This window comes from Pseudomonas sp. PLMAX, assembly GCF_046042685.1.
Lineage (GTDB): Bacteria > Pseudomonadota > Gammaproteobacteria > Pseudomonadales > Pseudomonadaceae > Aquipseudomonas > Aquipseudomonas putida_AE.
The window spans coordinates 228,682-249,579 of the sequence record NZ_CP064949.1 but is presented as its reverse complement, the minus strand read 5'-3'; the positions used below and the strand labels follow the sequence as shown (position 1 = coordinate 249,579).

The 20,898-nt window shown below is 59.8% G+C and carries 25 protein-coding genes; 17 read left to right on the top strand and 8 right to left on the bottom strand.

The window, feature by feature from the left end:
• Positions 1 to 103 precede the first annotated feature (103 nt).
• Positions 104 to 1,021 (top strand): LysR family transcriptional regulator, encoded by a 918-nt coding sequence (locus tag DKB71_RS01170; RefSeq protein WP_274073856.1) that lies wholly within the window; start codon positions 104 to 106, stop codon positions 1,019 to 1,021.
• Here the strand turns inward: DKB71_RS01170 and DKB71_RS01165 are convergent.
• Positions 994 to 1,320: a YqjD family protein gene (locus DKB71_RS01165; RefSeq protein ID WP_077185133.1), complete on the bottom strand. Its 327-nt coding sequence runs from the start codon at positions 1,318 to 1,320 to the stop codon at positions 994 to 996. The genes DKB71_RS01170 and DKB71_RS01165 overlap by 28 nt on opposite strands.
• Positions 1,321 to 1,477: 157 nt before the next feature.
• Between DKB71_RS01165 and DKB71_RS01160 the strand changes: the two genes are divergently transcribed.
• Positions 1,478 to 1,693 carry a dodecin gene (locus DKB71_RS01160; protein ID WP_010465710.1) on the top strand — a complete coding sequence of 72 codons (216 nt, stop codon included), beginning with the start codon at positions 1,478 to 1,480 and terminating at the stop codon, positions 1,691 to 1,693.
• Between the two features lie 121 nt (positions 1,694 to 1,814).
• Positions 1,815 to 2,039 carry a DUF1161 domain-containing protein gene (locus tag DKB71_RS01155; RefSeq protein ID WP_408599411.1) on the top strand — a complete coding sequence of 75 codons (225 nt, stop codon included), beginning with the start codon at positions 1,815 to 1,817 and terminating at the stop codon, positions 2,037 to 2,039.
• Positions 2,040 to 2,116: 77 nt separating this feature from the next.
• On the opposite strand, the gene DKB71_RS01150 is transcribed toward DKB71_RS01155, so the two are convergent.
• Complete coding sequence (locus DKB71_RS01150) at positions 2,117 to 3,118, bottom strand: LLM class flavin-dependent oxidoreductase (protein ID WP_274073854.1); 1,002 nt, start codon at positions 3,116 to 3,118, stop codon at positions 2,117 to 2,119.
• A 240-nt stretch (positions 3,119 to 3,358) separates the two neighbouring features.
• On the opposite strand from DKB71_RS01150, the gene DKB71_RS01145 reads away from it, so the two are divergent.
• A complete protein-coding gene (locus DKB71_RS01145; RefSeq protein WP_274073853.1) occupies positions 3,359 to 3,790 on the top strand; it encodes an OsmC family protein in 432 nt (143 codons plus the stop codon).
• 146 nt (positions 3,791 to 3,936) lie between these two features.
• The gene (locus DKB71_RS01140) at positions 3,937 to 4,170 is read left to right on the top strand and encodes a DUF1161 domain-containing protein (protein ID WP_408599410.1); all 234 of its coding nucleotides are present in this window, start codon (positions 3,937 to 3,939) and stop codon (positions 4,168 to 4,170) included.
• A 6-nt stretch (positions 4,171 to 4,176) separates the two neighbouring features.
• On the opposite strand, the gene DKB71_RS01135 is transcribed toward DKB71_RS01140, so the two are convergent.
• Together DKB71_RS01135 and DKB71_RS01130 are read right to left on the bottom strand one after the other, a co-directional pair.
• On the bottom strand, positions 4,177 to 4,596 hold the full coding sequence (locus DKB71_RS01135; protein WP_323609105.1) for a hypothetical protein: 420 nt from the start codon (positions 4,594 to 4,596) through the stop codon (positions 4,177 to 4,179).
• A gap of 40 nt (positions 4,597 to 4,636) precedes the next feature.
• A complete protein-coding gene (locus DKB71_RS01130) occupies positions 4,637 to 5,059 on the bottom strand; it encodes a hypothetical protein (RefSeq protein ID WP_408599409.1) in 423 nt (140 codons plus the stop codon).
• Positions 5,060 to 5,118: 59 nt separating this feature from the next.
• Between DKB71_RS01130 and DKB71_RS01125 the strand changes: the two genes are divergently transcribed.
• On the top strand, positions 5,119 to 6,195 hold the full coding sequence (locus tag DKB71_RS01125; RefSeq protein ID WP_408599408.1) for an aminopeptidase: 1,077 nt from the start codon (positions 5,119 to 5,121) through the stop codon (positions 6,193 to 6,195).
• 109 nt (positions 6,196 to 6,304) lie between these two features.
• Here the strand turns inward: DKB71_RS01125 and DKB71_RS01120 are convergent, their stop codons facing one another.
• The gene (locus tag DKB71_RS01120; RefSeq protein WP_408599407.1) at positions 6,305 to 6,955 is read right to left on the bottom strand and encodes an HAD family hydrolase; all 651 of its coding nucleotides are present in this window, start codon (positions 6,953 to 6,955) and stop codon (positions 6,305 to 6,307) included.
• Between the two features lie 28 nt (positions 6,956 to 6,983).
• The gene (locus DKB71_RS01115; RefSeq protein ID WP_408599406.1) at positions 6,984 to 7,529 is read right to left on the bottom strand and encodes a gamma carbonic anhydrase family protein; all 546 of its coding nucleotides are present in this window, start codon (positions 7,527 to 7,529) and stop codon (positions 6,984 to 6,986) included.
• An 89-nt stretch (positions 7,530 to 7,618) separates the two neighbouring features.
• Here DKB71_RS01115 and prlC point away from each other — a divergent pair, with 89 nt between their 5' ends.
• From prlC to DKB71_RS01090, 5 genes are all read left to right on the top strand, one after another.
• Complete coding sequence (gene prlC / locus DKB71_RS01110; RefSeq protein ID WP_408599405.1) at positions 7,619 to 9,670, top strand: oligopeptidase A; 2,052 nt, start codon at positions 7,619 to 7,621, stop codon at positions 9,668 to 9,670.
• The gene (locus tag DKB71_RS01105; RefSeq protein ID WP_046818691.1) at positions 9,667 to 9,954 is read left to right on the top strand and encodes a YheV family putative zinc ribbon protein; all 288 of its coding nucleotides are present in this window, start codon (positions 9,667 to 9,669) and stop codon (positions 9,952 to 9,954) included. The genes prlC and DKB71_RS01105 overlap by 4 nt, the downstream gene beginning before the upstream one ends.
• Before the next feature lie 113 nt (positions 9,955 to 10,067).
• Entirely contained in the window at positions 10,068 to 11,126 is a 1,059-nt protein-coding gene (locus tag DKB71_RS01100) for a PA0069 family radical SAM protein (protein ID WP_408599404.1), read from the top strand.
• Between the two features lie 241 nt (positions 11,127 to 11,367).
• Positions 11,368 to 12,099 (top strand): carbonic anhydrase, encoded by a 732-nt coding sequence (locus tag DKB71_RS01095; protein WP_046818688.1) that lies wholly within the window; start codon positions 11,368 to 11,370, stop codon positions 12,097 to 12,099.
• A gap of 90 nt (positions 12,100 to 12,189) precedes the next feature.
• The gene (locus tag DKB71_RS01090; protein WP_406592533.1) at positions 12,190 to 13,716 is read left to right on the top strand and encodes a SulP family inorganic anion transporter; all 1,527 of its coding nucleotides are present in this window, start codon (positions 12,190 to 12,192) and stop codon (positions 13,714 to 13,716) included.
• A gap of 101 nt (positions 13,717 to 13,817) precedes the next feature.
• Here DKB71_RS01090 and DKB71_RS01085 read toward each other — a convergent pair whose 3' ends face one another.
• Positions 13,818 to 14,468, bottom strand: coding sequence for a hypothetical protein (locus tag DKB71_RS01085; protein WP_323609111.1), 651 nt, complete (start codon positions 14,466 to 14,468; stop codon positions 13,818 to 13,820).
• A 370-nt stretch (positions 14,469 to 14,838) separates the two neighbouring features.
• Here DKB71_RS01085 and coxB point away from each other — a divergent pair, with 370 nt between their 5' ends.
• The 4 genes from coxB to DKB71_RS01065 all read left to right on the top strand — a co-directional run bounded on the left by coxB (position 14,839) and on the right by DKB71_RS01065 (position 19,238).
• Positions 14,839 to 15,966, top strand: a complete 1,128-nt coding sequence (gene coxB / locus DKB71_RS01080; protein WP_274073842.1) for a cytochrome c oxidase subunit II — start codon at positions 14,839 to 14,841, stop codon at positions 15,964 to 15,966.
• Positions 15,967 to 16,048: 82 nt separating this feature from the next.
• Positions 16,049 to 17,647, top strand: a complete 1,599-nt coding sequence (gene ctaD / locus DKB71_RS01075) for a cytochrome c oxidase subunit I (protein ID WP_274073841.1) — start codon at positions 16,049 to 16,051, stop codon at positions 17,645 to 17,647.
• A gap of 126 nt (positions 17,648 to 17,773) precedes the next feature.
• On the top strand, positions 17,774 to 18,325 hold the full coding sequence (locus DKB71_RS01070; RefSeq protein ID WP_034149469.1) for a cytochrome c oxidase assembly protein: 552 nt from the start codon (positions 17,774 to 17,776) through the stop codon (positions 18,323 to 18,325).
• A gap of 25 nt (positions 18,326 to 18,350) precedes the next feature.
• Positions 18,351 to 19,238, top strand: a complete 888-nt coding sequence (locus DKB71_RS01065) for a cytochrome c oxidase subunit 3 (RefSeq protein WP_408599403.1) — start codon at positions 18,351 to 18,353, stop codon at positions 19,236 to 19,238.
• A 76-nt stretch (positions 19,239 to 19,314) separates the two neighbouring features.
• Here the strand turns inward: DKB71_RS01065 and DKB71_RS01060 are convergent, their stop codons facing one another.
• A complete protein-coding gene (locus tag DKB71_RS01060; RefSeq protein ID WP_075947087.1) occupies positions 19,315 to 19,518 on the bottom strand; it encodes a twin transmembrane helix small protein in 204 nt (67 codons plus the stop codon).
• 70 nt (positions 19,519 to 19,588) lie between these two features.
• Here DKB71_RS01060 and DKB71_RS01055 point away from each other — a divergent pair, with 70 nt between their 5' ends.
• The gene (locus DKB71_RS01055; protein ID WP_408599402.1) at positions 19,589 to 20,329 is read left to right on the top strand and encodes an SURF1 family protein; all 741 of its coding nucleotides are present in this window, start codon (positions 19,589 to 19,591) and stop codon (positions 20,327 to 20,329) included.
• Positions 20,295 to 20,888, top strand: a complete 594-nt coding sequence (locus DKB71_RS01050; protein ID WP_323609113.1) for a hypothetical protein — start codon at positions 20,295 to 20,297, stop codon at positions 20,886 to 20,888. The genes DKB71_RS01055 and DKB71_RS01050 overlap by 35 nt, the downstream gene beginning before the upstream one ends.
• Positions 20,889 to 20,898: the final 10 nt, after the last annotated feature.

Sequence of the window (20,898 nt, the reverse complement as noted above, 5' to 3'; positions counted from 1 at the left end):
GTTGAATTGCGTAGGAATACAATGGGCACCACTCTACCCCCTGACGCCCCGGGCTGAAAACCGATAAGATCGCTGCAACCTGTCAGGAAAACTCACAGATCAAATGAGCCACGACCTCCCACCGTTGAACGCCCTGCGCGCCTTCGAAGCCACGGCCCGCCTGAACAGCGTCAGTCAGGCTGCCGAACAGCTGCACGTCACCCATGGCGCGGTCAGCCGGCAGCTGAAAGTGCTTGAAGAACACCTCGGCGTGAGTCTGTTCATCAAGGACGGGCGCGGCCTGAAACTCACAGATGCCGGCATGCGTTTGCGTGACGCCAGCGGCGAAGCGTTCGAGCGCTTGCGCAGCGTGTGCGCCGAACTCACGCAAAGCACCGCGGATGCGCCGTTCGTCCTCGGCTGCTCGGGAAGCCTGCTGGCGCGCTGGTTCATACCGCGTCTGGGACGGCTGAACGCCGACCTGCCCGACCTGCGCCTGCACCTGTCAGCCGGTGAAGGCGATCTCGATCCCCGTCGCCCGGGGCTGGACGCCCTGCTGGTGTTTGCCGAGCCACCCTGGCCCGCGGACATGCAGGTCTTCGAATTGGCCAGCGAACGGATCGGCCCGGTCATGAGCCCACGGTTCGCCGGATATGAGCGCCTGCAAACGGCGCCGGCCCAGGCGCTGCTCACTGAATCGTTGCTGCACACCACTTCGCGTCCGCAAGCCTGGCCCAGTTGGGCGCAGCAAAGCGACCTCGACGCCAAGGCGTTGAAGTACGGTCAGGGGTTCGAACATCTGTATTATTTGCTGGAAGCAGCCGTGGCCGGGCTGGGCGTGGCGATCGCCCCCGAGCCGTTGGTGGCCGAGGATTTGAAGGCGGGTCGCCTGGTTGCCCCATGGGGATTTTGTGAAACCCCCGCTCACCTGGCCTTGTGGTTACCCAAGCGCGCCGCGGACGGGCGCGCCAGGCAACTGGCGCAATGGCTCAAGAATGAGCTGCGCCAGACCGATCATTCCCCGCGTTTAAACAGCAGGTAGGCCGCCAGCAGGCCCAGCGCACCGACAGCAACCCCGGCAGTCGTCCAAGGGTGCTCCTGCGCGTAGTCCCGAGTGGCAATGCCGGTCTCACGGGTTTTGACCTTGACCTCTTCATAGGCATCGGTGAGCAGATGGCGCGAATGCCTCAAAGCGTTCTCCGCATTGCCTTTCAACACCTTTAGGGTTTTACGCGACTCGTCCGAGGCGTCGTCCTTCAGGCTTTCCAAGGATTTGAGCAGACTCTCGATCTCCGCTTCCATGCTTTGCAATGAGGCTTTACGTAACGAGCTGTTGGCCATGGTGGCTCTCCTGCATTGTTGATGAGTGGCGTGTGTTGGTTGGGACTTCAGGGACTCGAGAAAGTGCAGTAAATGTGAGCATCCATGTCGCACCGACCGAAGGCAGTAAGACGGAAAATCACTGCTAGGCTGTAATTCACACCCTAAGGAGAACGCCATGACTGACCATCACACCTATAAGAAAGTCGAACTCGTCGGCTCATCCACCAGCAGTATCGAAGACGCGATCAACAACGCCTTGGCCGAAGCCAACAAAAGTATCAAGCACTTGGAATGGTTTGAAGTGACCGAAACCCGCGGACACATCAAGGACGGCAAGGCTGCGCACTTCCAGGTGACGCTCAAGGTCGGGTTCCGGATTGCCAGCAGTTGAGGTTTGTCTAGTCTTCTGAACTTGCGCGCTGGCCGAGTGCCATAGGGAATGGCAATGCGCTAGATGCGTTTCCGGCCAATGGCTGGATGCCTTTTTTTGATCCGACCAGAGAATGCGACCGATGAAGAAGTTTATTTTGGCGGTAGGCTTGTTGAGCCTGGCGGGTACTGCCTTCGCTGAAGGCGGCAAGTCCTGCGAAGAATTGAAAGCCGAGATCGCGGCAAGGCTCGATGCCAAGGGCGTTTCCGGTTATTCGCTGGAAATTGTCGATAAAGGCAGTGCGTCTGGCGGAAAAATCGTTGGCACCTGCGAGAAGGGCAGCAAGGAAATAGTCTACAAGCGATAGCCCCGACAAACGGTGGCCCCAACCAATTGCTAGCAAAAAGCCGACGCCATCGCGTCGGCTTTTTGCGGTTAGCTTGCTCAGCCCTTCATGACCTGCGCCAGTAGCTCATAGGAATGCAGACGGTCCGCGTGTTCGTACAGGTCGCAGGTGAAAATCAGCTCGTCGGCTTGGGTCTGCTCGATCAGCACTTCCAGCCTGGCGCGGATTTTTTGCGGGCTGCCGATCATCGCCAGCCCCAGGAAATCACTGACGGCTTCCTTCTCATGAGGCAGCCATAGCCCGTCCATGGTTTTCACCGGCGGACGTTGCACCAGGCTCTGGCCACGCATCAGGGCGAGAATGCGCTGGAACACCGAGGTCGCCAGATAGTCGGCCTGTTCATCCGTGTCGGCGGCCACCAGCGGCACGCCAAGCATCACGTAAGGCTTGTCCAGCACGGCCGAAGGTTTGAAATGATTGCGGTAGACACGAATAGCCTCATGCATGAAGCGCGGAGCGAAATGCGAGGCGAAGGCATAGGGCAAACCGCGTTCGCCTGCCAGCTGCGCACTGAACAGGCTTGAGCCCAGCAGCCAGATCGGAACATTGGTGCCGGTGCCCGGCATCGCGATGATGCGCTGGTCCGGTGTGCGTGGGCCAAGATAACGCACCAGTTCGGCCACGTCTTCCGGGAAGTCGTCGGCACTGCCGGAGCGCTCGCGGCGCAGTGCGCGGGCAGTCATCTGGTCGGAACCAGGCGCACGGCCCAGCCCCAGGTCAATGCGCCCCGGATACAGGCTTTCCAGCGTGCCGAATTGTTCGGCGATCACCAGTGGCGCGTGGTTGGGCAGCATTATCCCGCCAGAACCGACACGAATGGTCGAGGTACCACCGGCCAGATAGCCGAGCAGCACGGAGGTCGCGGAACTGGCAATGCCGTCCATGTTGTGGTGTTCGGCCACCCAAAAGCGGTTATAGCCGAATTTCTCGACGTGCTGCGCCAGGTCCAGCGAGTTGCGCAACGATTGCGCGGCGCTGCCGTTCTCCCGAACGGGTACCAGATCGAGGGTCGAAAACTTGATATCGGACAGTCGTTTCATGAACCTGCTTCTCCAATTGAGGGCGCAGGTTTCTTGATACAAACGAAAACCTGCCGAATCCATAAGCGTGTTTCATGCAATGAGGGCATATACCCGAGATTCAATAGCACAGAGAAATTTACTGACAAAATGACGCTGCGATCAGATGCGCTGAACTTTGCTGCCCGGTCTATCCTCAGAACCCTAGCGAACGAAACCACAACGGCGCGACGCTTCGCGCCGGATCTTGAGGAGACAGGCATGGCTATCACAAAGAAAGCATCGGCCCACTGGGAAGGCGATCTGAAAACCGGCATCGGCTCGATTTCCACCGAAACCGGTGTGCTCAGGGACGCGCCGTATGGCTTCAAGGCCCGCTTTGAAGGCGGCAAGGGCACCAACCCGGAAGAGTTGATCGGCGCAGCCCACGCGGGCTGTTTCTCGATGGCGTTTTCCATGATTCTCGGCGACGCCGGCCTCAAGGCCGACAGCATCGACACCAACGCCGAAGTGACCCTGGATCAAGTAGAGGGTGGTTTTGCAATCACGGCGGTGAAATTGATTCTCAAGGCAAAAATCCCCGGCGCGAGCCAGGCGCAATTCGATGAGTTGAGCAACAAGGCCAAGGAGGGCTGCCCGGTATCCAAGGTGCTGAACGCGAAAATCAGCCTGGATGCGACTTTAGTCAGTTGAATCCAAAAGATCGCAGCCCTGTAGGAGCTGCCGAAGGCTGCGATCTTTTTTGCGTTATGTAAGATTTGCCGGGCAAAACTGTGGTCGAATAAATGACAGCAGCAAAAACGCATGACCTGTGCGCGCTGCCTGAAGGAGCTTCAACCATGAAACGTTTTGCCTTGGCGGTTATCTGTTGCGCCCTGGCCACTTCGGCCCTGGCGGCACCCAAACCTTGTGAAGAACTCAAGGCCGAAATCGAAGCCAAGATCCAGGCCCGGGGGGTGACGTCCTATACCCTGGAAATCGTGACCAATGACGAAGTGCACGATCAGAACATGGTCGTAGGCTCGTGCGACGGCAGCTCCAAAAAAATCATCTACCAGAAGAATGACCGCTGACCGCTCCTACGGCACACAATTGACCTGGCTGTCTTCGGCGACGATCTCGCGCTTGGCGTTATAGAGGCGTGCTTCAGGGGTGAACGCCATGGAGCGGGCTTGCAGCAGATATCGCTGACCGGCTTCGAAATGATCGTATTTGATGATCATGTAGCACAGCCGCTCGGTGGAGCCGCCGAACAAGTCCGAGCCCCCGCCTGGCACCTCGAAATCGAAGCGCACGGTGAGCACATGGCTACCGGGAGTGACCTGGAAAAATCGTCCGTCGCGCAAGCGCTGGTTATCCAATCGCTCGCCCATCAGCAATTTATCGTTGGGGAATGGCGTAGAGAAGTCGACCCACGCCATATTGGGATTGGCCGCCGGCATCGGCGACGAACAGCCGGCCACTGCACTTGCGGCGAGTAACAGCATCATCCTGCGCATGATGAATGTCCCAATGTCGGGATACTCAGAATAGCGCCGATCAGGTTCGTTGGCAGCCCGCCGGTGTGCCCTGGCCAATCACTTTTCGCTGCTGATCATAAAGCTTGGCCCATGGCCGGAAGCCGATATTCCCCGCTTGCAGCTGGTAGCGCTCGCCCGCATTGAAGTCGCTGAATTTCACATTCATCTGGCAGTCACGCCACAGCGGTTCCGCATTGGGGCCGATATTGGTGGGCTGGACCGGGAACTGGTAGCGAACGGTCAGCTCATGGCTGCCGGGTTGAACCTCGAAATAGCGCTTGTCGGTGGCTGCTTTGTTGTCCACCTCCAGCGCCACCAGGGCCGAGTCTTCGTGATGGGATTCCAGATCGATCCAGGCTTGCGTCGGATCATGGTGAGGTAATCCGAATCCGGCACAACCGGCCAGCGTCAGCAGGCCTCCCGTCAGCATCAACTTGCGCATAGCGGAGCTCCAGTCAAGCGGGATAGTCTTGCGAGCAGACTCTCCAGGGATTTTTTATTTTGATCAGGCCGCGTCGAAGCCATGGGTTACTTGATCGCGTTTTACGCATTTTGTTTCCGGGTGTGTTGTTTTTGTTACTCAACGGTTGTTCCAGCATCAGCTACTACAGTCAGTTGGCGAGTGGCCAGCTGCAACTGCTGCGGGCACGGGAGCCCGTTGCCCGGGTAATTTCCGATCCACAGCGCGATCAGAAATTGCGTACGCACCTGGCCCAATCACAAAGGGCCCGTACCTTCGCCAGCCAGCAACTGCACCTGCCGGACAATCAGAGTTACCGCTTGTATGCCGACATTGGCCGCCCCTATGTCGTCTGGAACGTGTTTGTCACCCCGGAATTTTCCCTGAAACCGCAAAACCACTGCTTCCCCATCGCCGGTTGCGTGGCCTATCGCGGCTACTACAGCCAGGGCGCGGCTCGCGGCGAGGCGGCAGTGCAACGCCTGCAAGGCATGGACGTGTCCATCGGCGGCGTGGAGGCCTATTCGACCTTGGGCTGGTTCAACGACCCGATCATGAACTCCATGATGGGCTGGGGCGATGAGCGCCTGGCCACGCTGATCTTTCATGAGCTCGCGCACCAGCGCGTTTATGTGAAGGACGACACTGAGTTCAACGAGTCATTCGCCACCTTCGTCGAGCAGGAAGGCACCCGCCAATGGCGGGCGTTTCGGGGCCTGCCGCCGGACAGCACCTTGCTGTCGCAACAACGGGAGCAGTTCATTGCGCTGGTGCTGGATACCCGCACCCGGCTGGAAAACTTGTACGGCCTGCCGCTGCCGCCTGAGCAAATGCGCCAGCGAAAAGCAGCGGAATTCGAGCGCCTGCGCAGCGAATACCGACAGCTGCGTGACAGCCAATGGGCCGGGGACAAACGTTATGACGCGTGGATCAATGCGCCGATGAACAATGCGCGGTTGCTGCCGTTTGGCCTGTATGACCAGTGGGTGCCGGCCTTTGCGGCGTTGTTCAGGCAAGAGGGCGGGGATTGGGTGAGGTTTTATGCGCAGGTCAAGAAGTTGGGGGCGTTGCCGGTCGATGAGCGCAAGACGGCGTTGAAGGAGTTGGCTGGATCCTGAATCCTCGGTGGCGGTGAGGTCCTCTTCGCGGGCAAGCCCGCTCACACAGTAATTGGTGTCGACGACGCAATACCCTGTGGGAGCGGGCTTGCCCGCGAAGGCGTTCTGATCAACGCTGCAAAAACGCCTGATGCATCTCATCCAGCGTTTCAAAATGATAGGTCGGCGCTTCTGCGCTTAACTCTTCCCGACTGCCAAACCCATACCCAACAGCCGCCACATCCAGCCCATTGCTGCGCGCACCAATCAGGTCGTGCTTGCGGTCGCCAATCATCAGGGTATTGGCCGGATCCAGGCCCTCTTCGGCCACCAGATGGGCAATCAGTTCGACCTTGTTAGTCCGGGTGCCGTCCAGTTCGCTGCCGTAGATCACCTTGAAGTGTCTGGCGAAGTCGAAATGCCGAGCGATTTCCCGGGCGAAAACCCAAGGCTTGGAGGTCGCGATGTACAGCTGTCGCCCTTGCCCGCCAAGCATTTCCAACAACGGCGTGACCCCGTCGAATACGCGATTTTCGTACAGCCCGGTGACCTTGAAGCGTTCACGATAGAAGTTCACCGCCTCCCAGGCCCTGGCCTCGTCGAAGTCATAGAACTGCATGAAGGCCTGTAACAAGGGCGGGCCGATGAAGTGCTCGAGTTTGGTCAGGTCGGGCTCATCGATGCCCAGCTTGCCCAGGGCAAACTGAATCGAACGGGTAATGCCTTCGCGTGGGTCGGTCAGGGTGCCATCAAGGTCGAACAGTACGGTTTGGTAATGCATGAAAATTCCTGGGCAATAGCGAGACGTTTCAGATCCGGTCGTAGCCTTCGGCCAGATGCAGGTCCTTGAGCTTCACGTAGTTCGCCGCGCTGTAGGTGAAAAAGGCCTGTTCCTTGTCGGTCAGCGGCCGGATCTGTTTCACCGGGCTGCCCACATACAGGAAACCGCTGTCCAGGCGTTTACCCGGGGGTACCAGGCTACCGGCACCGATGATGACGTCGTCGGCGATCACCGCACCGTCCATGACGATACTGCCCATGCCGATCAGCACCCGGCTGCCCACGGTGCAGCCATGCAGCATGACTTTGTGGGCGATGGTCACGTCATCGCCGATCAGCAACGGGAAGCCATCGGGGTTGAACGGCCCGGCATGGGTGATGTGCAGTACGCAGCCATCCTGCACGCTGGTGCGCGCACCGATGCGGATGCGGTGCATGTCGCCGCGGATCACCGTAAGGGGCCAAACGGAGCTGTCTTCACCGATCTCGACATCGCCGATCACCACCGCCGAGCCGTCGACAAAAGCGCCCTTGCCGAGCAATGGCGTGTGATTCTGGTACTTGCGAAGGTTCACGATAGGATTTCTCTCTGTTGCTGATAGCTGCGGTGAGCGTCGATTGTAATTAAGATGGCTGCATGTTTCTTCCAGCCAAGGTGCCAACCGTGAGCGTGAACAACCCTCTTTTGCAGTCCTACGACCTGCCGCCGTTCTCCGCGATCCGTGCCGAGCACGTGCAACCGGCCATTGAACAGATCCTGGCTGACAACCGCGCCGCCATTATCGAGATCCTCAAGACCCAGGGCAAACAACCGACCTGGGCCGGGCTGGTGCTGGCAATGGACGAGCTCAACGACCGCCTGGGTGCGGCCTGGAGTCCGGTCAGCCACTTGAATGCCGTGTGCAACAGTGCCGAACTGCGCGAAGCCTACGAGGCTTGCCTGCCGGCGTTGAGCGCCTACTCCACCGAAATGGGCCAGAACCGTGAACTGTTCCAGGCCTATGAGGCCCTGGCCAACAGCCCGGAAGCAGGCGGTTTCGACGTAGCGCAGAAAACTATCCTGGAACACGCCCTGCGCGATTTCCGTCTATCGGGTATCGACCTGCCGGAAGCCGAGCAGAAACGTTACGCCCAGGTGCAAAGCAAACTGTCGGAGCTGGGCAGCCGCTTCTCCAACCAGCTGCTGGATGCTACCCAGGCCTGGACCAAGCACATCACCGACGAGGCCGCACTCGCCGGCCTGACCGATTCGGCCAAGGCGCAAATGGCCGCCGCCGCGCAAGCCAAGGACCTCGATGGCTGGCTGATCACCCTGGAATTCCCGAGCTACTACGCGGTGATGACCTACGCCCACGACCGCGCCCTGCGCGAGGAAGTCTACGCCGCCTACTGCACCCGCGCGTCGGACCAGGGCCCGAATGCCGGCCAGAATGATAACGGCCCGGTCATGCAGGAAATCCTCGACCTGCGTCAGGAACTGGCAAAACTCCTGGGTTTCGCCAGTTTCTCGGAACTGAGCCTGGCCACCAAAATGGCTGAATCCAGCGATCAGGTACTGAGTTTCCTGCGCGACCTGGCCAAGCGCAGCAAACCGTTCGCCGCCCAGGACCTGGAACAGCTCAAGGCTTACGCCGCCGAACAGGGCTGCCCGGACCTGCAAAGCTGGGACAGCGGCTTCTATGGCGAAAAACTTCGCGAGCAGCGTTACAGCGTTGCCCAGGAAGCCCTGCGCGCCTACTTCCCGATCGACAAGGTGCTCAGTGGGCTGTTCGCCATCGTTCAGCGTCTGTACGGCATCGAGATCGCCGAGCAAAAAGGATTTGATTCCTGGCACCCGGATGTCCGCCTGTTCGAAATCAAGGAAAACGGCCAGCACGTCGGCCGTTTCTTCTTCGACCTGTACGCCCGCGCCAACAAACGCGGTGGTGCCTGGATGGACGGTGCCCGTGATCGTCGTCGCACCGCCGAGGGCGTGCTGCAGAGCCCGGTGGCCAACCTGGTGTGCAACTTCACGCCGGCCGACAGCGGCAAGCCTGCGCTGCTGACCCACGATGAAGTCACCACCCTGTTCCACGAGTTCGGTCATGGCCTGCATCACCTGCTGACCCGCGTCGAACATGCCGGCGTGTCCGGCATCAACGGCGTGGCCTGGGATGCGGTCGAGCTGCCAAGCCAATTCATGGAAAACTGGTGCTGGGAGCCCGAGGGGCTGGCGTTGATCTCCGGTCACTATGAAACCGGTGAACCACTGCCCCAGGACCTGCTGCAGAAAATGCTCGCGGCGAAAAACTTCCAGTCCGGCCTGATGATGGTCCGCCAACTGGAATTCTCGCTGTTCGACTTCGAACTGCACGCCACCCACGGTGACGGTCGCCGCGTGCTGCAAGTGCTTGAAGGCGTGCGCGACGAGGTCTCGGTAATGCGCCCTCCGGCCTACAACCGTTTCCCTAACAGCTTCGCGCACATTTTCGCCGGCGGTTACGCGGCGGGCTACTACAGCTACAAATGGGCTGAAGTGCTCTCGGCCGATGCGTTCTCGAAATTCGAGGAAGAAGGTGTGCTCAATGCCGATACCGGCCGGGCGTTCCGTGAAGCCATCCTGGCGCGCGGCGGTTCCCAGGAGCCAATGGTGCTGTTCGTCGACTTCCGTGGTCGTGAGCCTTCGATTGACGCACTCTTGCGCCACAGCGGCCTGAGTGAGGGCGCGGCAGCATGAGTGAGGGTCCCGTGATTACCAAACGACGCTTTATCGCCGGCGCGGTCTGCCCGGCCTGCAGCGAGCCGGACAAATTGATGATGTGGAGTGAAGACGATGTACCGCATCGCGAGTGCGTGGCCTGCGGTTATTCCGATACGCTGAATGAACAAGGTCTGTCCGTTCCCAAGGAACTGGGCACTCGGGTCAACACATCCGCGCTCAAGCCTGCGGACACCAAGGTTCAGGCGGTGCAGTTTTTTCCGAATCCGAAACTGAAGAAAAAGCCTGACGAACAGCACTGAGTAGAAAGCGCCATCTTCCACGGCGCAATGCCGTGGGAGAAGCTGCCAAACGGCACTGGTCACTCAAGCCTTCGCCGTATACTGTATAGACATACAGCATGCGAGCTATCCCCATGAACACGCCCTTGCCCCCTCGCGGTCGCGGCACCGCGACCAACCCGCACAATCGCTTCGCCCCCCATCGTTCGGTGGCCGAGGACGACGGCTGGTTTCAGGAAGCGCCGATGACCCAAGGCACCGAGGTGTCCATCGAGACTGCGAAAACCATCATCACCCGCAACAACTCACCGGACCTGCCCTTCGACCGATCGATCAACCCTTATCGCGGCTGCGAGCACGGGTGCATCTACTGTTATGCGCGACCCAGTCACGCCTATTGGGACATGTCGCCAGGCCTGGATTTCGAGACGAAGCTGATCGCCAAGACCAATGCTGCGGACATACTGGAGGAACAGCTTTCCAGGCGTGGCTACCAGTGTGCCCCCGTCAACCTGGGGTCCAACACCGACCCTTACCAGCCCATCGAGCGTGAGTACAAGATCACCCGCCAAACCCTCGAAGTGCTGCTGCGCTACCGTCATCCGGTGACAATCGTGACCAAAGGCTCGTTGATTCTGCGCGACCTGGACCTGCTGGCCGAACTGGCCCGACAACGGCTGGTGGCGGTGATGATCAGCCTGACCACGCTGGACGACGAACTCAAACGCATCCTCGAACCCCGTGCTGCGGCGCCCAAGGCCCGGCTGCGGGCAATCCGGGTGTTGCGCGAAGCCGGGGTTCCGGTGGGCGTGCTGTGTTCACCGATGATTCCGATGATCAACGACAGCGAAATCGAAAACCTGCTCACAGAGGCCCATGCGGCCGGGGCACAGAGCGCCGCCTACATGATGTTGCGCCTGCCCCTGGAAGTCGCGCCGCTGTTCGAAGAATGGCTGGCTGCCCACTATCCGCAACGGGCGGCGCATGTCCTGAGCCTGATTCGCCAGACCCGAGGCGGCGAGCTATACGACAGTCGCTTCGGCGCCCGCATGCGCGGTGAAGGTCCCTTTGCCGATCTGTTGGCCCAACGTTTTGCCAAGGCCATCAAGCGCCTGGGGCTCAACCATCGGGAGGGTTTCAACCTGGACTGCGAAGCCTTTTGTCCGCCCGGTCGCCAAATGTCGCTGATTTGAGGACAATTGGCCTATGGTTGATTACGGGGAACACGCGCACATCATGGGCCAGTCACGTTTTTTGTGACCTGGAACACAGGTTCTAGAGCGGTTTTTTCAGTTTGAGTTAAGATTCGAGGGCTACCTTGTTCATCGAGTGACTGACGGGTCGAGCTTCACGACCTGGATGTTTTTTAAACAGCCACTGGCTTCACACCGGACAAAACGGGATTATCCCTGACTCCGCCAAAGAGGATGAATCATGAGTGACAAGGATAAACAGCCGTTGGCTGCGTCGGCTTCTGCCCAACCCGAGGCGGAAACCGCCGATGCAGCGCTGCAGCATATCGTTGACGGCTTTTTGCATTTTCATCATGAGATCTTTCCGCAACAGGAAGAACTCTTCAAGAAACTCGCCACGGCCCAGCGCCCGCGCGCCATGTTCATCGCCTGCGCCGACTCGCGCATCGTTCCCGAACTAATTACCCACAGCGCCCCCGGCGACCTGTTCGTGACCCGCAACGTCGGCAACGTCGTGCCACCTTATGGGCAAATGAACGGCGGCGTTTCCACGGCCATCGAGTACGCGGTGCTGGCTCTGGGAGTGCACCACATCATCATTTGCGGGCACTCCGATTGCGGCGCCATGCGCGCGGTACTCAACCCGCAGAGCCTGGAAAAGATGCCCACGGTCAAAGCTTGGCTGCGGCATGCCGAAGTGGCCAAGACCATGGTCCAGGAAAACTGCAACTGCGCCGATGAAAACGAAAGCATGCACATCCTCACCGAGGAAAATGTGATCGCCCAGTTGCAACACTTGCGCACGCACCCCTCGGTGGCTTCACGCATGGCCAATGGTCAGTTGTTCATCCACGGTTGGGTCTACAACATCGAAACCAGCGAAATAAAAGCCTACGACGCCGACAAGGGTTGTTTCCTGCCGCTCAATGGCAGCCTGCCTATTCCGGTCGCGACGCCCAAAGCGCGCTTCTAAATCCTCCTAAATACCCGTGTGGTTCAGCCGAGGCTGCCGATCAGGCAGCCTGGCTTCGCCATGCCTGAAGAAATCTTCGGGAGAATCATCATGCGTGCTGCGCAACTTAAAGCTGTGCTGCCACGGGAGCTGTTGGCTTCGGTGGTTGTGTTTCTGGTCGCCCTGCCCCTGTGCATGGGCATCGCCATCGCTTCGGGACTGCCACCGGCCAAAGGCCTGATCACCGGGATCATCGGTGGACTGGTGGTCGGCTGGCTGGCCGGCTCGCCATTGCAAGTCAGCGGCCCGGCGGCAGGCCTGGCGGTGCTGGTGTTCGAACTGGTTCGCCAGCATGGTGTGGCCATGCTCGGGCCGATCCTGCTGTTGGCGGGCTTTCTGCAACTGGTCGCCGGTCGGCTGAAACTGGGGTGCTGGTTTCGCGTGACAGCACCCGCCGTGGTCTACGGCATGCTCGCCGGGATCGGGGTGTTGATCGTCCTGTCACAGATACACGTGATGCTGGACGCCACGCCCAAGCCCTCGGGGCTGGATAACCTGGCAGCCTTCCCGGCCGCCGTCGCTCAGGCGCTGCCCTCCTTTGGCTGGCAGGCCGGGTTGCTCGGTCTGGGAACGATCGCCGTGATGTGGCTGTGGGAAAAGCTGCGCCCTCATTCCCTGCGCTTCGTCCCAGGTGCGCTGCTCGGCGTAGGGCTTGCCACCGTCGCCAGCCTGGTCCTGGCGCTGCAAGTCAAACGGGTGGAAGTGCCGGCCAACCTGGCCGAAGCCATCGACTGGCTGAAACCTGCGGATTTGCTGAACCTGGCGGACCCCACGCTGCTGATCGCGGCGTTCGCGGTAGCCTTCATCGCCAGCGCCGAAACCCTGCTGTCCGCCGCCGCGGTCGACCGCATGCACAGTGGCCAACGTTCGGACTTCGATCGCGAACTGTCTGCCCAGGGCGTCGGCAACATGCTTTGCGGATTGCTCGGTGCATTGCCCATGACCGGGGTGATCGTCCGCAGTTCGGCCAACGTCCAGGCCGGTGCCACCACGCGCTACTCGACGATTTTCCACGGGTTGTGGCTCCTGGCGTTCGTGATGTTGCTGTCGAGCGTGCTGCAAAGCATTCCGGTAGCGAGCCTGGCCGGTGTGTTGGTGTACACGGGTTTCAAGCTGGTCGATCTCAAGGCATTTCGCGGTTTGGGTCGCTATGGTCGCATGCCGATGTTCACGTATGCCGCGACGGCACTGGCGATCATCTTCACTGACCTGTTGACAGGCGTGCTGGTCGGCTTCGGCTTGACCCTGGTGAAACTGGCGTTGAAAGCCTCGCGCCTGAAGATCAGCCTGATCGACTTGGCGCAGGACGGGGAAATGGAGCTGCGCCTGGTGGGTGCGGCGACTTTTCTCAAAGTGCCGGCGTTGACGCAGGTACTGGGCAGCATTCCAGCGGGTGCGACGGTGCATGTGCCGCTCAATAACTTGAGCTACATCGATCACTCGTGCCTGGAGTTGCTGGAAGAATGGGGTCGGGCGAATGCGGCCAAAGGGTCAAGGCTGCTGATTGAGGCGCGGGGGTTGAAACGCAGGTTGGAAGGGCGGGTGCGGACCAACACCGGCGTAGGCTCCACCACCTGAAACTTGCAGGAGCCGGTTTGCTGGCGATCCAGGCGACGCGGTGTGTCAGGCAGACCGTGTCGTCTGGATCGCCAGCAAGCCGGCTCCTGCAGGGGATGGAGTCAGGCGACGGGCTGATCCAGCTCCAGGCCCACGCCCAGGCGTCGGGACATGCACGGCCAGCGCTTCCAGGCAGCGCCGGTGTCCGGACTGCTGAGTTTCTCGCGGTAGGCCTCCACCGACTCCAGCGCAAAGCTCTCTTCGTTAAGCATCTCGTCGATGGCGTGATGCACAGCTTCATCAAGTTGGTTGGCAAATTCCTCACCGATCAATTGATGAGCAATCAGGTTGGCGACAGTCATGTCCAAGGGGATCAGTGGCTGGCCAAGATGCTTGATGTACAGGTCGTTGACCTCTTCGACGAACCGGTGTGCCAGATAGGCTTCGTCCAGCAGGCTGTCGAGCCCGACGTGCCCTGCCATGATCGCTGGCGGCTGGAGGAAGTACTGCTCGGCGATTTTCAGCACCGGTTTGATCTGTGACTCGATGCCCGCTTCCCTGGCAACTTCATTGGCTGCATCCAGCAGATCCGGAACTTCGTCGATGTAAGCGGCGACAAAACGCGTCAGCACGCCGTTGGCGTCCGCTTCCGGCAATTGGATAGCCGGGTGCAAATGAGGCAGCTTGGTTTCGAGTTGACGCGTCAGCAGGCCGGTCTCGGCTTCGTGTTGTTGGGCTTGTTGGATCTGCTCGCGCAATGCGGCGGTGTTCATGAAAACTCCAGGAAACAAAGGCAATGAAATAGGGAAGACATAACTTAGCTGGCTTACGAAAAATGCTAAGACGCATTTGTCATAATTATTTCATCCTTGAGACGCCTCCGTTATATCGGTTTGCCACCACTCGTCTGCATCCTTCTCCATTCGTGCCCTGCAACGCAAGTTAATGCTGTTTCAGTTGATTTACGCCAGCACATTGCGAGGTGGGAGTCGCTGTCTATACTCGGGTTGGAATGGAGTTAGCTGATGACGCCCGACTGCACTGCAGCAAGGCCCGGCGATTCAAGTTCGTAGTCTGATGCAGCCGCTCCCTTGCCGCAGGTGAAAGCCGGCGGGATAACAAGAACGATAAGGGGAACCCGCAATGATGCGACATCCACATGTCTGGATGGGCCTCCTGTTGTGGTCGATTTTCAGTCAGGCGCAAGCGGCCTGGACTGTGAATATGGCGCCTGGAGCGACTGAAATCAGTCACGCTGTGTTTGACCTGCACATGACCATTTTCTGGATCTGTGTAGTGATCGGCATCATCGTCTTTGGCGCCATGTTCTGGTCGATGATCCTCCATCGCCGCTCAACCGGGCAGGTGGCGGCAAAATTTCATGAAAGTACCACCGTCGAAATCCTCTGGACCATCGTGCCCTTCGTGATCCTGGTGGCCATGGCGGTTCCGGCGACCGCCACCCTGATCAAGATGTACGACGCCAGTGAGCCGGATATCGATATCCAGGTCACCGGCTATCAGTGGAAATGGCACTACAAATACCTCGGCCAGGACGTCGAGTTCTTCAGCAACCTGGCCACTCCCGCCGATCAGATCCACAACAAGGAAGCCAAGACCGAGCACTACCTGCTCGAGGTCGACAAGCCCCTGGTGCTGCCGATCGGCGCCAAGGTGCGCTTCCTGGTGACCTCCGCCGACGTGATCCACTCCTGGTGGGTGCCGGCCTTCGCGGTCAAGCGCGATGCGATCCCGGGGTTCGTCAATGAAGCCTGGACCCGTGTCGAAAAACCCGGCATCTACCGCGGTCAATGCGCCGAGCTGTGCGGCAAGGACCACGGGTTCATGCCGATCGTGGTCGAGGTCAAGGAAAAGGCCGACTACGAAAAATGGCTGGGCGAGCGCAAGGCTGAAGCCGCACAACTCAAGGAGCTGACCAGCAAGGAATGGACCCTCGACGAGCTCAAGGAGCGCGGCGACAAGGTCTATCACACCGCCTGCGTGGCCTGTCACCAGGCCGAGGGTCAAGGGCTGCCGCCGATGTTCCCGGCACTCAAGGGCTCGAAAATCGCCACCGGACCCATCAAGGATCACCTGAGCATTGTCTTCCACGGCAAGCCTGGTACCGCCATGGCGGCGTTCGGCAAGCAACTGTCGGAAGTCGATATCGCAGCGGTCGTGACCTACGAGCGTAACGCCTGGGGCAACAATAAGGGCGACATGGTCACCCCTAAAGAAGTGCTGGAGCTGAAACAGGCGGAAAGCAAATGACCCGGTCTATTGCGCACCCAAGGAATCGGTCGGGGCATCGCGCCCCGGCCTGCCCAGCTCATCTGTTTGCAGGAGACAGGACATGACTGTTGTAGTCGATGACCATGTTCATACCGGCGCGGCCCACGACCACGCCCACGGCCCTGCCAAAGGCCTGATGCGCTGGGTGCTGACCACCAACCACAAGGACATCGGTACGCTGTACCTGTGGTTTGCGTTCTCCATGTTCCTGCTGGGCGGCTCGTTCGCGATGGTGATCCGCGCCGAACTGTTCCAGCCAGGGCTGCAGATCGTCCAGCCGGAATTTTTTAACCAGATGACCACCATGCACGGCCTGGTGATGGTCTTCGGTGCGGTGATGCCGGCCTTTGTCGGCCTCGCCAACTGGATGGTCCCGCTGATGATCGGCGCACCCGACATGGCGCTGCCGCGGATGAACAACTTCAGCTTCTGGCTGTTGCCGGCGGCGTTCATCCTGCTGGTTTCGACCCTGTTCACCCCGGGTGGCGGACCCAACTTCGGCTGGACGTTCTACGCGCCACTGTCGACGACCTACGCACCGGAAAGCGTGACGTTCTTCATCTTCGCCATCCACTTGATGGGGATCAGTTCGATCATGGGGGCGATCAACGTGATCGCGACCATTCTCAATCTGCGCGCCCCCGGCATGACGCTGATGAAAATGCCGCTGTTCGTCTGGACCTGGCTGATCACCGCGTTCCTGCTGATCGCGGTGATGCCGGTACTGGCCGGATGCGTGACGATGATGCTGATGGACATTCACTTCGGCACCAGTTTTTTCAGTGCCGCTGGCGGCGGTGACCCCGTGCTGTTCCAGCACGTGTTCTGGTTCTTCGGCCACCCCGAGGTGTACATCATGATCCTGCCGGCCTTCGGTGCCGTCAGCTCGATCATTCCGGCTTTTTCGCGCAAGCCATTGTTCGGCTACACCTCGATGGTCTACGCCACGGCGAGTATCGCGTTCCTGTCGTTCATCGTCTGGGCGCACCACATGTTCGTGGTCGGCATTCCACTGGTGGGCGAGCTGTTCTTCATGTACGCCACCTTGCTGATCGCGGTGCCCACCGGGGTCAAGGTGTTCAACTGGGCCAGTACCATGTGGCAAGGCTCGCTGACCTTCGAAACGCCCATGCTGTTTGCCGTGGCGTTCGTGATCCTGTTCTCCATCGGCGGTTTCTCGGGGCTGATGCTGGCCATCGCACCCGCGGATTTCCAGTACCAGGACACCTACTTCGTGGTCGCTCACTTCCACTACGTACTGGTGCCCGGCGCCATCTTCGGGATCTTCGCCTCGGCCTACTACTGGATGCCGAAATGGACCGGTCACATGTACGACGAAACCCTCGGCAAGCTGCATTTCTGGCTGTCGTTCATCGGCATGAACATGGCCTTCTTCCCGATGCACTTCGTAGGGTTGGCAGGCATGCCGCGGCGGATTCCGGACTACAACCTGCAATTCGCCGACTTCAACATGGTGTCGTCGATCGGCGCCTTCATGTTCGGCGCCACGCAGATTTTCTTCCTGTTCATCGTGATCAAGACCATCCGCGGCGGCCCGCCAGCACCGGCCAAACCGTGGGATGGGGCTGAGGGTCTGGAATGGAGCATCCCGTCGCCGGCGCCGTATCACACCTTCACCACGCCGCCGGAAGTGAAATGAACACCTTGCCCTTTGTGGGAGCGGGCTTGCTCGCGAAGAACGATAACGCGGTTTGCCTGTTGAACCGCAGTGCCTGCTTCGCGAGCAAGCCCGCTCCCACATTGGTTTGTGTTGAGGTTTGGAACCATGGCTGACTCAATTTCGATGAAGAAGCTCGTCACTCGCCTATTGCTCGTGGTGGTAGCGATGTTTGTCTTCGGCTTTGCCCTGGTGCCGATCTACGACGTGATGTGCAAGGCATTCGGCATCAATGGCAAGACCGCCGGGCAGTATGAGGGCGAACAGACGGTCGATACCTCGCGGCAGGTTCGCGTGCAGTTCCTGTCGACCAATTCCGCCGACATGTCCTGGGATTTCTATCCCAAGCACGATGAATTGACGGCCAACCCCGGGGCGGTGAACGAGATGATCTTCATCGCGCACAACCCCACCGACAAGCCGATGAGCGCCCAGGCGGTACCGAGCATCGCGCCCAGCGCGGCAGCGGCGTACTTCCACAAGACCGAATGCTTCTGCTTTACCCAACAAGTGCTGCAGCCCGGTCAACGGATCGAGATGCCGGTACGTTTCATCGTTGATCGTGACATGCCCAAGGATGTGAAGCACCTGACGCTGTCCTACACGCTGTTCGATATCACCGCCCGACATCCACCGGTCGCAGTCAATACTGGCGGTTGAGCGTGCCCGATAAGGAGAACAATAAATGGCAACTCATGAACATTATTACGTTCCGGCCCAGAGCAAATGGCCGATCATCGCCACGGTCGGGATGTTCGTCACAGTGCTCGGCCTGGCCACCTGGTTCAACGATCTGAAAGCGGCGCGGCCGGAATCTCACGGGCCACTGATCTTTTTCGTTGGCGGCCTGCTGCTGGCCTACATGCTCTTTGGCTGGTTCGGTACGGTGATCAAGGAAAGTCGCAGCGGGTTGTACAGCGCGCAGATGGATCGCTCGTTCCGCTGGGGCATGAGCTGGTTCATTTTCTCGGAGGTGATGTTCTTCATCGCCTTTTTCGGCGCGCTGTTTTATGTGCGCCATGTGTCCGGCCCGGCACTCGGCGGCGAAGGCGCCAAAGGCCTGGCTCATATGCTCTGGCCGAATTTTCAGTTCACCTGGCCGCTGCTGAATAACCCGGACTCCAAACTCTTTCCGCCGCCCAAGGAAGTCATCAGCCCCTGGGGCCTGCCGCTGCTCAACACCATTTTGCTGGTGAGCTCCAGCGTGACCGTGACCATCGCCCACCATGCCTTGAAAAAGGGCCATCGCGGCGCGCTGAAAATCTGGCTGGCGCTCACCGTGCTGCTGGGCTGTGCCTTCCTCGGCTTCCAGGCCGAAGAGTACATCCATGCCTACCATGAACTGGGCCTGACCCTGGGTTCAGGCATCTACGGCGCCACGTTCTTCATGCTCACGGGGTTTCACGGCGCGCATGTGACGATCGGCACCATCATCCTGTTCGTGATGCTGATGCGGGTCATGCGTGGACACTTCGACAACGAGCACCAGTTTGCCTTCGAGGCTGCGAGTTGGTACTGGCACTTCGTGGATGTGGTGTGGATCGGGCTGTTCGTTTTCGTCTATGTGCTGTAGGAGCCTTGCTCGCGAAGGTGTGTCAGACACGTTGATTTCGACTGAAATACCTTCGCGAGCAAGCTCGCTCCTACAACTACCAGGGGGCATGGGAAACCAGCTGGCCGCTGAAAAAACCCCAGGCGATCAAGCCGACGGTAATGGCGGCCAGCGCGACACGAACACTCAAGGCAATGACGAGGCGGTTCGAACTGCTGTCGTCCTTGACCAGAAAAAACAGGCCGCTGAACAGGCTGACAACCGTGGCAATCAGCATCAGGACGATGGCTGTTTTGAGCATGGTGGGACTCCGGGGGACAAGCGATGCACTTGAGTATAGCTATCGCGACGACCGACTTTCTGGCCAGGCCATGAAGCGCTTTCGGCCGGGCATCATTCCGACACTGGTGGTGGCGCTGTTGCTGCCGCTGCTGGTGTCGCTCGGGTTCTGGCAATTGAGTCGGGGCGCGGAGAAAAGCGCGCTGCTGCAAAGCTACGCCGAGCGCCGGGCCGCCGAACCGATGGCCAGCACCGAGCTGCAACACACCGCAGATCCGGCCTTCCGCCGGGTTCACCTGCACGGCCAGTTCGACGCCAGCCACAGCCTGTTGCTGGATAACCGCCAGCGCGATGGCAAGGTCGGGGTCGAATTGTTGCAACCGTTTCACGATCAAGCCACCGGGCTGTGGCTGCTGGTCAACCGCGGCTGGCTGCCGTGGCCGGACCGCCGTACACCGCCGCAATTCGCGACGCCCGACACCCTCTTGAGTCTCGACGCCTGGGTCTACGTGCCTCCCGGCGCCACTTTCCAGCTCCACGCTGACCCCAATACCCGTACCTGGCCAAAACTGCTGACGGCCATTGATCCGAACGCTCTCTGGAAAGCCCTGGACCGCGAAGGCTACGCCTACGAATTACGCGCAGAAACCGGACCCGCCACGTACCAGGCCGATTGGCCAGTCGTGGCCATGGGCCCGGAAAAACACCTCGCTTATGCCGTGCAGTGGTTCGCCCTGGCGATCGCCCTGTTCGGCCTTTACCTCTACCTCGGCTGGCACAACGCAAAGGAGAAACACCATGGGAGCGGCCATGAATCCACCCAGCATGTCTGAGGCCAAAACGCCGGCGAGTCGGCGCAAGGGTCGCCTGCAACTGCTGCTGATTGTGCTCGGGGTGATCGGTCCGATGATCCTCGCCACCGGCATGTACAAACTGCAGTTCTGGGTGCCGGAGGGTCGCAGTTACCACGGCGAACTGATCGGCAACGGCCAGACCCGCGCCAACCTTGGCGTGCAGGCCGATGAACAACGCTGGCAGTTGCTGGTGACCGCACCCAAGGAGTGTGCGGTGGACTGTCAGCAACTGGTGTACCTGGCACGGCAGGTCCAGATCGGCCTGGGCCGCGATGCCGGGCGCGCCAGCCATGCCATTGCCGTCGCGCAGCCGCTGGGCACTGATTACGACGCCAAGTTGACGCGGGAGTATCCTCAACTGCAGCGCTATCCGCTGGACGTGAACACCTTCAACAAAACCACCGGTGGCAAGGCGGTGCCACAGCTGTGGATCATCGACCCCCACGGCAATCTGGTGCTGCGCTACGACCCGTCAGTCAAAGGCAAGGACTTGCTCAACGACCTGCGTCACCTGTTGAAACTGTCGAACATCGGATGAGGGCATCGTC

Bases quoted from the DNA above. Each gene is read 5' to 3' on its own strand.
- DKB71_RS01120 (WP_408599407.1), bottom strand. From the start codon at position 6,955: ATGCATTACCAAACCGTACTGTTCGACCTTGATGGCACCCTGACCGAC.
- DKB71_RS01060 (WP_075947087.1), bottom strand. From the start codon at position 19,518: ATGCTCAAAACAGCCATCGTCCTGATGCTGATTGCCACGGTTGTCAGC.
- DKB71_RS01130 (WP_408599409.1), bottom strand. From the start codon at position 5,059: ATGCGCAAGTTGATGCTGACGGGAGGCCTGCTGACGCTGGCCGGTTGT.
- DKB71_RS01070 (WP_034149469.1), top strand. From the start codon at position 17,774: ATGGCTGACTCAATTTCGATGAAGAAGCTCGTCACTCGCCTATTGCTC.
- coxB (WP_274073842.1), top strand. From the start codon at position 14,839: ATGATGCGACATCCACATGTCTGGATGGGCCTCCTGTTGTGGTCGATT.
- ctaD (WP_274073841.1), top strand. From the start codon at position 16,049: ATGACTGTTGTAGTCGATGACCATGTTCATACCGGCGCGGCCCACGAC.
- DKB71_RS01135 (WP_323609105.1), bottom strand. From the start codon at position 4,596: ATGCGCAGGATGATGCTGTTACTCGCCGCAAGTGCAGTGGCCGGCTGT.
- DKB71_RS01165 (WP_077185133.1), bottom strand. From the start codon at position 1,320: ATGGCCAACAGCTCGTTACGTAAAGCCTCATTGCAAAGCATGGAAGCG.
- DKB71_RS01150 (WP_274073854.1), bottom strand. From the start codon at position 3,118: ATGAAACGACTGTCCGATATCAAGTTTTCGACCCTCGATCTGGTACCC.
- DKB71_RS01105 (WP_046818691.1), top strand. From the start codon at position 9,667: ATGAGTGAGGGTCCCGTGATTACCAAACGACGCTTTATCGCCGGCGCG.
- DKB71_RS01065 (WP_408599403.1), top strand. From the start codon at position 18,351: ATGGCAACTCATGAACATTATTACGTTCCGGCCCAGAGCAAATGGCCG.
- DKB71_RS01155 (WP_408599411.1), top strand. From the start codon at position 1,815: ATGAAGAAGTTTATTTTGGCGGTAGGCTTGTTGAGCCTGGCGGGTACT.
- DKB71_RS01090 (WP_406592533.1), top strand. From the start codon at position 12,190: ATGCGTGCTGCGCAACTTAAAGCTGTGCTGCCACGGGAGCTGTTGGCT.
- DKB71_RS01140 (WP_408599410.1), top strand. From the start codon at position 3,937: ATGAAACGTTTTGCCTTGGCGGTTATCTGTTGCGCCCTGGCCACTTCG.
- DKB71_RS01170 (WP_274073856.1), top strand. From the start codon at position 104: ATGAGCCACGACCTCCCACCGTTGAACGCCCTGCGCGCCTTCGAAGCC.
- DKB71_RS01145 (WP_274073853.1), top strand. From the start codon at position 3,359: ATGGCTATCACAAAGAAAGCATCGGCCCACTGGGAAGGCGATCTGAAA.
- DKB71_RS01050 (WP_323609113.1), top strand. From the start codon at position 20,295: ATGGGAGCGGCCATGAATCCACCCAGCATGTCTGAGGCCAAAACGCCG.
- DKB71_RS01100 (WP_408599404.1), top strand. From the start codon at position 10,068: ATGAACACGCCCTTGCCCCCTCGCGGTCGCGGCACCGCGACCAACCCG.
- DKB71_RS01095 (WP_046818688.1), top strand. From the start codon at position 11,368: ATGAGTGACAAGGATAAACAGCCGTTGGCTGCGTCGGCTTCTGCCCAA.
- DKB71_RS01055 (WP_408599402.1), top strand. From the start codon at position 19,589: ATGAAGCGCTTTCGGCCGGGCATCATTCCGACACTGGTGGTGGCGCTG.
- DKB71_RS01085 (WP_323609111.1), bottom strand. From the start codon at position 14,468: ATGAACACCGCCGCATTGCGCGAGCAGATCCAACAAGCCCAACAACAC.
- DKB71_RS01160 (WP_010465710.1), top strand. From the start codon at position 1,478: ATGACTGACCATCACACCTATAAGAAAGTCGAACTCGTCGGCTCATCC.